Consider the following 11,333-nt stretch of genomic DNA (forward strand, 5'->3'; position numbering starts at 1 on the left):
CTTAATCAGGCAAATGAAAACAAGGGTAAGCTGTTGCAGTGGTAGCATTTGTCGCTGTTTGAGCAGTATTGGACTTCGAAATGCTGAATAACATTTAAAATCCATCTATTATGTAGCAATATATGCCGGTATTTATTGGTCTATTTTGTTGTACCTATGTTGTACCCATATAAAATAAAAAGGAGCTAAACTTTTGTTTAACTCCTTTATTTTCAGCTGTCGGGATGACAAGATTTGAACTTGCGACCCCTCGCCCCCCAGACGAGTGCGCTACCAGGCTGCGCCACATCCCGAATTTGTGCCTGCAAAAATAGTCGTTGAATCGGTATCTGCAAAACTTTTTTTCACTGCAATTCAAAATAGTTGAAAATAAATCGAATTTGTCTATCGTATCTTCGCAAATATCGATTGAACTTATTGTTATGAAATAAAGATGTTTTGTACTTTTGTTCGACAAAAAAATTACAGATATGTTTAAATCGCTTGATATTAACGAAAACGAAGAATCTAAAACTACGCCCTCTGGTGAAGCAGAGCGCGTAAAATGTTTGATTATTGGTTCTGGCCCGGCTGGATACACTGCCGCTATTTATGCTGCCCGTGCTAACCTTAGTCCGGTAATGTACGAAGGACTGCAACCCGGAGGTCAGCTCACAACGACTACCGAAGTAGAAAATTATCCAGGTTACCCGGAAGGTGTTACCGGCCCGGTTATGATGGAAGATTTTAAGAAGCAGGCGCAACGTTTTGGTGCCGATGTCCGTTGGGGAATGGCAACAAAAGTTGATTTTTCCGGAGACATTCATAAAGTTTGGATTGATGACAGTAAACTTATTGAAGCAGAATCAGTGATTATTGCTACTGGTGCAACAGCCAAGTATTTGGGATTAGAAGATGAAAAGAAATATGCAGGAGGAGGGGTATCTGCCTGTGCAACCTGTGATGGTTTCTTTTATCGTGGAAAAGATGTTGCCGTTGTGGGAGGCGGCGATACTGCTGCTGAAGAAGCCATGTATCTTGCTGGATTGTGCAACAAAGTATACATGATTGTCAGAAGAGACGTTTTGCGTGCTTCACGCGTCATGGCCGAAAGAACAAAGAAAACGCCAAATATTGAAATTCTATGGCAACACCAAACAAAAGGATTATATGGAGAGAACGGTGTTGTGGAAGGTGCAAAATTGGTAAAAAATTTAGGAGAACCGGATGAACAAGAAGTTGATATTAAAATCGACGGATTTTTCCTTGCAATAGGGCACAAACCTAACTCCGATATTTTTAAAGATTATTTGGAAACGGATAGTGTTGGGTACATCAGTACAATTCCCGGGACGTCACAAACCAAAGTACCTGGAGTATTTGCCTGTGGAGATGTTCAGGATTCCCATTACAGGCAGGCAGTTACTGCAGCTGGATCCGGCTGTATGGCAGCTATCGATGCAGAAAGATTTCTCTCTGAAAAGAATGGATAAGAAAAATTTTAGAAAAAGCAGGGCAGGACTGTCTTGTTTTTTTTACATAAAAAAAAGGAGTTGATGATAAACTCCTTCTTTTTTATCTTCTTCAATTAATTAACTATTTGTCAACTTTCACTTTTGCAAGGTTTTCACTTTTATATTCTCCTGCGATTAATTTTTTGTGTAAATCCTTGAATGCTTTCAATGTATATTCAACATCTTCTAATGTATGCATCGCAGTAGGAATTAAGCGCAAAAGTATTTCACCTTTAGGAATAACCGGGTAAACTACCATTGAACAGAAAATCCCATAGTTTTCGCGTAAATCGTAAACCATGTTTGTTGCTTCTGCCTCTCCTCCTTTCATATAAACCGGAGTAACCTGAGTATTTGTTTTTCCTAAATCAAAACCTGCTTCTTTTAATCCTTTTTGTAGCGTATTAACAACGGTCCATAATCTTTCGCGCAATTCTGGCATTGTACGAATCATATCCAAACGTTTTAATGCACCAATAGTCATTGCCATTGGTAAAGATTTGGCAAAGGTTTGAGAGCGCATGTTATAACGTAGGATATAGCAAATGTCTGTTTCACAAGCGATAAAACCACCAATGCCAGCCATCGCTTTTGCAAACGTTCCAAAATAAAGGTCAATACCGTCCTGAACGCCAAAATGTTCACCTGAACCTGCACCTGTTGGTCCCATCGTTCCAAACCCGTGAGCGTCGTCAACAAATAAGCGGAAGTTGAATTCTTTTTTTAACGCAACAATTTCGTCAAGTTTCCCAACCTGTCCGGTCATCCCAAAAACCCCTTCTGTAATAACCAGAATTCCGCCACCGGTTTCCGCTGCTATTTTGGCAGCAAAACCTAACATTTTACGGCATTTATCAATGTTGTTGTGCGAATACACAAAACTTTTTCCACCCTTTGCTTTATGTAGGAAAATACCATCCATAATACAAGCGTGTGATTCCGAATCGTATACAATAACATCTTTTCGGCTGGCCAGCACATCAATTGCAGAAACCATTCCCTGGTATCCGTAGTTAAGCAAAAATGCATCAGGCTTACCAACAAATTCTGCTAATTCACGCTCTAACTGTTCATGTTTCGTTGTTTGTCCCGACATCATACGAGCTCCCATCGGATAAGCCATACCATACTGCGCTGCAGCTTCTGCATCGGCTTTTCTAACCTCGGGATGGTTGGCAAGACCAAGGTAGTTGTTTAAACTCCAGGTTAATACCTCTTTCCCTCTGAATTTCATTCTGGCTGAAATTTCTCCCTCAAGTTTAGGAAATGCAAAGTATCCATGGATCTGATCCATCCATTTACCGATATCACCTTTGTTTGTCCTGAATTTTTCAAATATATCCACGATATAAAATTTAGTGATTGTTTTAGGATGCAAATGTAAACTTTTTTAAAAATTTGGCAAATGTGTTAAATTATACTAATGTTTGTTCAAATATGAAGTTAAGAATAGTAATTTCGTCGCCATGTAAATAAAAAAAATGTATAAAACTCAAAATGAACCCGATACAATAAAATGTTGTTAACAGTGTTAGGTTAAAAATAACCTTTCATATAGTTCGATGTATCTAAAAAAAGTATATTTTTGCGCCATGATTATGAAAATGAAAAATTTAGGACTAATTTTTATTCTGGTTTTAGTGCTCTTTGCCACTGGATGTGGCGATTACAACAAGATATTAAAGAGTACTGATTACGAATTCAAATACAAAAAAGCAATTGAATATTATGAAGACGGTGAATATGTGCGAGCTGGCACATTGTTGCAGGAACTGGTGACTATCTATCGTGGAACTTCACGTGCTGATAAAATATATTATTATTACGCCAAAAGTATGATTGGCCAGAAAGATTATTTGATGGCCGGACATTATTTTAAATCACTGATAAAGGAATTTCCTACCAGTGAATACATTGAAGAGGCACAGTTTATGGTTGGATATTGTGCCTATTTGCTTTCTCCAAAACCGCGTTTGGATCAATCGGTAACATCAGAAGCTATTGACGCTATGCAATTGTATATAAACCTGTATCCTTTTAGCGAAAGAGTTGATGAAGCCAACCGTTTAATCGATGAGTTACAAAACAAACTGGTATACAAATCGTATCTGAACGCAAAATTGTATTATGATTTTGAAAACTATAAGGCAGCTGTTGTTGCTTTATCAAACGGCCTGAAAGATTATCCAGATAGCAGGTACCGGGAAGAACTGATGTACATGCTATTAAAATCGAAATATTTACTTGCTATAAGGAGCGTGGCCGACAAACAGGAAGAACGTTTATCCAGTGCATTGGATGAATATTTTACCTTTGTCGATGAGTTTCCGGAAAGTGAACACAAAAAAGAGGTAGATAAATTTTATGAAACTACCGCTGAAATGTTGAATTATAAAGAACAGTCAAATACAAATTAAAATGGATTATAAAAAAACAAAAGCAGCTCCGTCTACTATTTCCCGTGATCTTGAAGTATTAACTCAGGAAACCGGAAATATTTATGAAACTGTTATGATTCTGGCCAAGCGAGCCAACCAGATTTCATCGGAGTTGAAAGAGGAATTAAATCAGAAATTACAGGAATTTGCTTCATACACTGATAACCTGGAAGAGATTTTTGAAAACCGCGAGCAAATTGAAATTTCCAAATTTTACGAGCGTCTTCCAAAACCAACGCTAATCGCTTTTGAGGAGTTGAAAGACGGAGAAATTTATCATCGTAATCCTGCGAGGGAAAGCAAAAAAGGTATTTAAAGATTCCGGCCTATGAGGCTTGAAGGAAAAAAAATAATATTGGGGATTACCGGGAGTATAGCTGCTTATAAGGCAGCTATACTTTTACGCTTACTGGTGAAAAAAGGAGCCGAGGTTCAAATTATAATTACTTCTGCCGGAAAAGAATTTATCACTCCTGTAACATTGTCTGCGCTATCAGGCAAACCTGTTATAAGTGAGTTTTTTGGAGCCAACGACGGAAGCTGGCACAGCCATGTTGATCTTGGGCTTTGGGCCGATCTTATGATTATTGCTCCTGCAACAGCCTCAACCATCGGAAAAATGGCCCATGGAATTGCTGATAATATGCTGGTAACAACATACATGTCAGCTAAATGCCCGGTTATGGTTGCCCCGGCTATGGATTTGGATATGTTTTCACATCCTTCAAATCAAAAGAATCTTGAGACATTAAAAAGGTACGGAAACAGTATTATTGAACCCGGAGAAGGATTTTTAGCAAGCGGACTTGAAGGTAAGGGCCGCATGGAAGAACCGGAAAAGATACTCGAACTCATTGTGGATTTTTTTAGCAGAAAAAAAAAACTGCTGAATAAAACCTTTTTGGTTACTGCCGGACCTACTTTCGAAAAAATAGATCCCGTACGTTTTATCGGAAATTATTCTTCAGGAAAAATGGGATACGCCATTGCCAAAGAGCTTGCTTGTGAAGGTGCCAAAGTAATTTTAGTTTCAGGTCCGGTAAATCTCAAAGTCACAAACAGCAACATCAGTTTGGTGCCTGTTGAGTCGGCTGAGGAAATGTATTTAGAATGCCAAAAGTATTTTGATGCTACCGACGGTGCAGTTATGTGTGCTGCGGTGGCCGATTTTACTCCTTTACAAGCTGAAATAACGAAAACAAAAAGAGGAAAAAATAATTGGACGCTGGAGTTAAAACCAACAAAAGACATCGCGCGGGCACTGGGCGAAGTGAAGAAAAAAAATCAGATACTGGCGGGATTCGCTCTGGAAACCAGCAATGAACTGGAAAATGCATCGCAAAAACTTCACAAGAAAAACCTGGATTTTATTGTTTTAAATTCCTTAAATGATCCGGGGGCAGGCTTCCAAACCGATACAAATAAAATTACGATTATTGATAAAGACAATAATCGTCAGAATTTTGAGTTAAAAAGTAAAAAGGAAGTAGCTGTTGATATTGTAAACAAGATAATTGATACTTTAAAGAATTAGTTTTGTTGCATATTATTTTTTATATTTTCGCATTTCAACCGACAAGATTTTTATGAAAAAATTAACAATTTTAATTTCCATACTATTTCTCATTTTAGGCTCTGTGTCAGCACAAGAGTTACGCTGTAATGTTACCGTGTCATCCCAAAAAATAAAAGGTGCCAATAAAAACCTTTTCCGAACGATGCAATCTGATATTTATGAATTTATGAATAACCGGAAATGGACAGAACATGTGTATTCTTACGATGAAAAAATAAAATGTAATATTCTGATACGGCTGGATGAACAGATTGCTGCAGATGAATTTAGAGGCACCATTCAGGTTCAGTTAACAAGGCCTGTTTATAATTCAAGCTACGAAACAACCATTTTAAATATCAAAGACAACGATTTTCATTGCAGATATGTAGAATATCAGCCGCTTGAATACAATGAAACATCAAATCGTGACAATCTCACAAATATTCTGGCATATTATGCCTATGTTATTTTGGGGTTTGATTATGATACCTTTTCTCCAATGGGAGGGACACAGTATTTTGAGAAAGCGCAGGCAATTGTTAATAACTCGCAAAATGCGGCCATGAAAGGATGGAAAGCATTCGAAAGCGAAAGAAACCGCTACTGGCTGGTTGAAAACATGCTTAATAATTCTTACCAGGATTATCGGAATTGTTTATACCAATACCATCGCCAGGGATTGGATTTAATGTCGGATAGACCTGACGAAGGCCGTTCAACAATTGCTAATTCACTTCGTGATATTCAGAAAGTATTCAGACGCCGCCCCAATACGTATATTGTACAGTTATTTTTTGATGCAAAATCCGACGAGTTGGTCAATATTTTTTCCAAATCATATCCCGATGAACGCAACAGGGTGATGGCAATTTTAACAGAAGTTGATCCGGCGAACGGAAGCAAATATGAAAAGATTGCTGAAAACGAGGGCTTTTAGTTTTTACCTGTACCTACAAATCTTTTCACATCTATATCCGCAAAATATTTATTAGTGGTAATTTAATTACTGTTGATTGATTTTTGGTATTTTTAAGGCATATTACAGCAATGTAAAAACTATACATTTATGCTCACAAAACTTACGATTTCCAATTATGCACTGATTCAACAACTTACAGTTGAGTTTTCTGATGGATTAAATACAATAACGGGCGAAACAGGTGCAGGAAAATCAATCATTTTGGGAGCCTTAGGGCTTATTTTAGGAAACAGGGCCGATTTATCGGTGCTGAAAAACAAGAATGAGAAATGTATAGTAGAAGGATTTTTTGAAGTTAAAAATTATAAGTTACAGTCTTTTTTTGAAAAAAATGACCTGGACTACGACAATCAAACTATTTTACGAAGAGAAATAACACCCTCGGGAAAATCGCGGGCTTTTATTAATGACACGCCGGTAAAATTAAAAGCCATTGGCGAACTTGGCTTAAAACTGATTGATATTCATTCGCAACACCAAAATCTTGAGCTTGTGAACCAAAAATTCCAGCTTAATCTCGTAGATGAAGTTTCAGAATCACTCAATAAATTAGATGAATACAAAACCGCTTATAGACATTTTAACCAGCTTCAAAAGAAACTCAAAGAGTTAAAAGAAAAAGCTGAAAATGCAAATACCGAGCTTGATTATTTTCAGTTTCAGTTTCATCAGCTGGAAGAAGCAAAACTAAGGGTGGGGGAGCAGGAAGAGTTGGAAACAGAACTTGAAAAACTCACGCATGCTGAGGAGATAAAAAGTTCTTTCACCGAGGCTCTTCATTTGATTGATAATGAGCAATTTTCAGTACTTCAAAATATAAAAGAAAGTGCAAAAATTCTGGAAAGGATTCAGAACTATATCTCTGATGCTCCGGAACTGCAAAGCCGCTTACAAAGTACTTTTCTGGAGCTAAAAGATATTTGGGACGAAATAGATGCTTTGGCTGAAAAAACAGAACACGAACCAGCTAAAATTGAGGAAATTAACGAGCGCTTAAATCTCATATACAACCTTCAGCAAAAACATCATGTCTCAGGTATCGATGAACTGATGAAACTAAAAAATGATTTTGAAAACAAAATCAAACAAGCGGTTGGTTTTGGTGATGAAATAGAAAATTCAGAAAATGAACTGAGAACTGTTTTAGAACAACTAAAGAGTCTTGCGGGCGAACTTTCCACGATACGAAAAAAATCGTTTCCAGGTATCGGAAAAGCTGTTATTACGGATCTGGAGCAATTGGGTATGCCCAGAGCAAAATTACTTGTTGCGCACGAAGAAATGCATGACTACACGGCCTTGGGAAAAGATTCAATTTCTTTTCTGTTTAGTGCAAACAACGACTCAGAACCTTCAGAAATTTCAAAAATTGCATCTGGTGGTGAAATGTCACGTTTGATGCTGGCCATAAAAAATTTATTACGAAAATCAAAAAAACTTCCAACCATTATTTTTGATGAGATTGATTCAGGAATATCAGGTGAAGTAGCCATAAAAATGGGAAACCTTTTAAAGTCTTTTTCGGCTTCCACTCAAATTATAAATATTACGCATCTGCCGCAAATCGCAGCAAAAGGAGACAGTCATTTTGTAGTGTTTAAATATGAAAAAGAAGAGAAAACTTACACATCAATTCGAAAAATTGAGAACAATGAAAGGGTAGAAGAGTTGGCTAAAATGGTAAGTGGTAAAGACATTACAGATAATACGTTAAAAACAGCAAGAGAGCTTTTGAAAAATTAGACTATAATCCTGTTTTTCCGTTTTTTTTAAACAAATAACATTAAATAACCAACTAATGAAAAATCTTGTTTTTTTATTTTTACTTGCTTTGGCACTTTTGAATTCATGTAATGTTCAGGAAAAGAAAGAAAAAAAGCAGCCTAATTTTATTGTCTTTATTGCCGATGACGCAGCCTGGAATGAATGTGCTGCTTATGGCAACAAAGTTATTCGAACGCCAAATATAAACAAGCTGGCTGAGGAAGGACTGGTTTTCGACAATGCCTTTTTAACGGCCAGTTCGTGCAGTCCAAGCAGATGCAGTATCCTTACCGGACGTTATCCGCACAGTACCGGAGCGCCTGAATTACATATGCCCTTACCTCATAACCAGGTATTGTTTGCCGGAGAGTTACAAAAAGCCGGATATTATACAGCCGTTGCCGGGAAATATCATATCGGAGATCCACGTCCGGAGTTTGACACAATATACGGAGGCTCGCCAAGTGGCTGTGAATTCTGGGTTGAAGCAATGGAAAACAGGCCAAAAGAAAAACCTTTCTTTATGTGGATGGCGGCCATGGATCCACATCGTCCTTATAAAACAAATACCATTGCCAAACCACATGATCCTGCTAAAGTTATTGTGCCACCTTATTTGCCTGACAACGATTCTACCAGAAAAGACCTGGCCTTGTACTACGACGAGATATCGCGTTTGGACAGTTATTTGGGAAAAGTATTGCAGGTTTTAAAAGATCAGGGCGAGGACGAAAATACTTTGATTATTTATATGACCGACAATGGAAGGCCTTTTCCACGAGCAAAAACCAGGCTCTACGACAGTGGTATAAAAACACCTTTTATTGTTCGTTGGCCGGCTAAAATTAAAAAGGGACGCACCAATGCCCTGATAAGTTCGATCGATATTGCTCCAACTTTTTGTGAATTGGCTGGATTAAATAGTTCTCCTACTTTCCAGGGAGTTTCTTTTGTTCCTGTTCTGAACGATTATTCAGCAACAGTCAGAGACCACATCGCAGGAGAACATAACTGGCATGATTATCAGTCATTTGAGCGGGCAATACGGAATACAAATTTTCTTTATATTCGTAATACGTTTCCTGAGCTTAATGCGTCGCCACCGGCTGATGCAGTTGGTAGTTTAACTTACCAGGAAATGATAAAAATGTACAATGCTGGCAAATTAAATGAAAATCAGCTTGACTGTTTTATCGCACCACGGCAGGTTGAAGAATTGTACGATGTGGTTAAAGATCCGTATCAGTTTAATAATCTTGCTAAAAGTCCGGAATACGAAAAAACGTTAACCGAAATGAGAAACAAACTGGATGATTGGATAATTCAGTACAACGATACCATTCCTGAAAATCCTACACCAGATAAATTTGACCGGTGGACAGGGAAAAGGCTATTGAAATAATTATGATAAATATGATAAACATTAAAAATTGTTGTACTGTTGCGACAATTCAGAATTAAATATTTGTTTGAAATAATTAACAGAAAAACTTTTTTAGGGAGGGATTTTGTATTTATAGGTGTGCGGCTGGTGTGTGTTGGAAATATGCGACAGCCGCGGCTATTTAATATAGTGTCGAATTATAGGACGAACACTTCAAAAGAAATACCGAATTAACTTTTACATAAAATCTTTAACGTTATCGGACTGCGTCGCGATAACTGATTCTATGTAAACCACGCTCAGCCGCGTGGACGTAATTTCACAAGATTCTGCTAAGAACTCCTATTTTCAAAATTAATACGTTTGTCCTATAATTGATATTATGATAAATAATATATGTTTTGAAAAAGGAGAGTTTCAGCTCTCCTTTAACGATATAATTACTGTCCTAATTTTTCCAACATTTCGTTGTACTTATCCATCTGTTTCATCCGGTAATACAAATTCTTTAACGATTCCAGTGTCATTAGATCATCTGGTTTTAATTCATTACATTTTTCCATATATGGTAAAGCTTTTTCCCACCAGACATCAGCTTTTTTGGTTTCCTCCAAATATCTTTCATTTTCATTTGCTGGAACTGAATTGGCAACCTCAATCTGCTGAACACCTTTATTATAGTACAATGCACCTAAATTATAATATGCACCGTAGTTTTCAGGATCAACTTCTATTGCTTTTTCATATGACTCAATTGCTTTTTCGTCATTTTCAAGCTTTTCAAATAAAGTTCCCTGAGCAAAATAAAATGTTGCATTATCCGGATCTTGTTCAATCGCCATTTCCAGATATTTCATTGCATCTTCCGTTTTATCCTGATCCAGATAAATCTGAATCATACTGGTAAGTACATTGTTATCATCCGGATATTTTTCAAAACCTTCCTGTAAAATTTCCAAGGCCCCCAAAGTATCCTTTTTCATCTGATAAGCGCTTGCAATTAAACTGTAAGTTCTGGCTCCGTTATAACCATACTCAGCTGCTTCTTTATAATATTTAATAGCCTTGTCATATTGCTGCGCATTGTATGCAGCCAAACCTGTATTGTAAACAATAACAGTATCTATTGTTTCAGGGTTATCTCCTTTAATCAAAGGCATACTATTTATTGCCAAAATTTGTTCAAAAGCATTCAAGGCTTTTTCATAATCTTCACTATTAAAACCTTCAACAGCCTGATTCGTAAGATCGTTGGTTAGCAACGTAAGTTTAATTTTCAAACCATTGCTGAACCTTCCTTTTTCGTCAAGCTCCAATGCTTTTTTGTACGACTCGAAAGCAGTAGCCAGCGGATTTTCTGCCAGTTTTTTTACATTTTCGTCCTCCGATTGATATATTGCCTGGTATATTTCTCCTCTAACTTCCCATGTTTTAGGCCAGTCGATAGTTTTCTCCGATTTGTCGTTCGACGGATCTATCGTTTCCTTTATGGCTTCTAATGCTTTTTCTAAATTACCAGAGTCCTTGAAATTTTGGGCACTGGTCACTTTTCCTTTTTGTGCAAAGCTTACACTGGCAGCAAAAATAAAAGTTAGTAGAATTATTGTTCTTTTCATCACCTAAATTTTTATTGTTTTAATTTAAATTAATCTTTTACAAAAATATATGAATAATAAAATTAATCAAACTTAACGTTTTATTCTCAATAATTTATTTT

General features: G+C 37.0%; 9 protein-coding genes and 1 tRNA gene. 7 read left to right on the forward strand and 3 right to left on the reverse strand.

Annotated features, from left to right (window positions below; all coding sequences use genetic code 11):
* Positions 1 to 219: 219 nt before the first annotated feature.
* A tRNA-Pro gene (locus K5G00_RS11325) sits at positions 220 to 293 on the reverse strand.
* 177 nt (positions 294 to 470) lie between these two features.
* Between K5G00_RS11325 and trxB the strand changes: the two genes are divergently transcribed.
* Entirely contained in the window at positions 471 to 1,472 is a 1,002-nt protein-coding gene (trxB, locus tag K5G00_RS11330; RefSeq protein ID WP_238766274.1) for a thioredoxin-disulfide reductase, read from the forward strand.
* A 103-nt stretch (positions 1,473 to 1,575) separates the two neighbouring features.
* On the opposite strand, the gene K5G00_RS11335 is transcribed toward trxB, so the two are convergent.
* Entirely contained in the window at positions 1,576 to 2,838 is a 1,263-nt protein-coding gene (locus tag K5G00_RS11335; RefSeq protein ID WP_238766275.1) for an aminotransferase class I/II-fold pyridoxal phosphate-dependent enzyme, read from the reverse strand.
* Positions 2,839 to 3,097: 259 nt separating this feature from the next.
* Here K5G00_RS11335 and K5G00_RS11340 point away from each other — a divergent pair, with 259 nt between their 5' ends.
* The 6 genes from K5G00_RS11340 (at position 3,098) to K5G00_RS11365 (ending at position 9,634) form a co-directional block, all read left to right on the forward strand.
* The gene (locus K5G00_RS11340; protein WP_238766276.1) at positions 3,098 to 3,910 is read left to right on the forward strand and encodes an outer membrane protein assembly factor BamD; all 813 of its coding nucleotides are present in this window, start codon (positions 3,098 to 3,100) and stop codon (positions 3,908 to 3,910) included.
* Between the two features lies 1 nt (position 3,911).
* Positions 3,912 to 4,247, forward strand: a complete 336-nt coding sequence (locus tag K5G00_RS11345; RefSeq protein ID WP_158870919.1) for a DNA-directed RNA polymerase subunit omega — start codon at positions 3,912 to 3,914, stop codon at positions 4,245 to 4,247.
* Positions 4,248 to 4,259: 12 nt separating this feature from the next.
* Entirely contained in the window at positions 4,260 to 5,465 is a 1,206-nt protein-coding gene (gene coaBC, locus K5G00_RS11350; protein ID WP_238766277.1) for a bifunctional phosphopantothenoylcysteine decarboxylase/phosphopantothenate--cysteine ligase CoaBC, read from the forward strand.
* Positions 5,466 to 5,517: 52 nt separating this feature from the next.
* Positions 5,518 to 6,426, forward strand: coding sequence for a type IX secretion system protein PorD (porD, locus tag K5G00_RS11355; RefSeq protein ID WP_238766278.1), 909 nt, complete (start codon positions 5,518 to 5,520; stop codon positions 6,424 to 6,426).
* Positions 6,427 to 6,555: 129 nt separating this feature from the next.
* The gene (gene recN, locus K5G00_RS11360) at positions 6,556 to 8,211 is read left to right on the forward strand and encodes a DNA repair protein RecN (protein ID WP_238766279.1); all 1,656 of its coding nucleotides are present in this window, start codon (positions 6,556 to 6,558) and stop codon (positions 8,209 to 8,211) included.
* 55 nt (positions 8,212 to 8,266) lie between these two features.
* Positions 8,267 to 9,634 (forward strand): sulfatase family protein, encoded by a 1,368-nt coding sequence (locus tag K5G00_RS11365; protein WP_238766280.1) that lies wholly within the window; start codon positions 8,267 to 8,269, stop codon positions 9,632 to 9,634.
* Positions 9,635 to 10,056: 422 nt separating this feature from the next.
* Here K5G00_RS11365 and K5G00_RS11370 read toward each other — a convergent pair whose 3' ends face one another.
* Positions 10,057 to 11,232, reverse strand: coding sequence for a tetratricopeptide repeat protein (locus tag K5G00_RS11370; RefSeq protein WP_238766281.1), 1,176 nt, complete (start codon positions 11,230 to 11,232; stop codon positions 10,057 to 10,059).
* Between the last annotated feature and the right edge of the window lie 101 nt (positions 11,233 to 11,333).

The sequence above is a fragment of the Maribellus maritimus genome (genome assembly GCF_022267315.1).
GTDB lineage: Bacteria > Bacteroidota > Bacteroidia > Bacteroidales > Prolixibacteraceae > Draconibacterium > Draconibacterium maritimum.

Coding starts and splice junctions, on each gene's coding strand:
- coaBC (WP_238766277.1), top strand. CDS start 4,260: ATGAGGCTTGAAGGAAAAAAAATAATATTGGGGATTACCGGGAGTATA.
- K5G00_RS11370 (WP_238766281.1), bottom strand. CDS start 11,232: ATGAAAAGAACAATAATTCTACTAACTTTTATTTTTGCTGCCAGTGTA.
- K5G00_RS11340 (WP_238766276.1), top strand. CDS start 3,098: ATGAAAAATTTAGGACTAATTTTTATTCTGGTTTTAGTGCTCTTTGCC.
- porD (WP_238766278.1), top strand. CDS start 5,518: ATGAAAAAATTAACAATTTTAATTTCCATACTATTTCTCATTTTAGGC.
- recN (WP_238766279.1), top strand. CDS start 6,556: ATGCTCACAAAACTTACGATTTCCAATTATGCACTGATTCAACAACTT.
- trxB (WP_238766274.1), top strand. CDS start 471: ATGTTTAAATCGCTTGATATTAACGAAAACGAAGAATCTAAAACTACG.
- K5G00_RS11345 (WP_158870919.1), top strand. CDS start 3,912: ATGGATTATAAAAAAACAAAAGCAGCTCCGTCTACTATTTCCCGTGAT.
- K5G00_RS11365 (WP_238766280.1), top strand. CDS start 8,267: ATGAAAAATCTTGTTTTTTTATTTTTACTTGCTTTGGCACTTTTGAAT.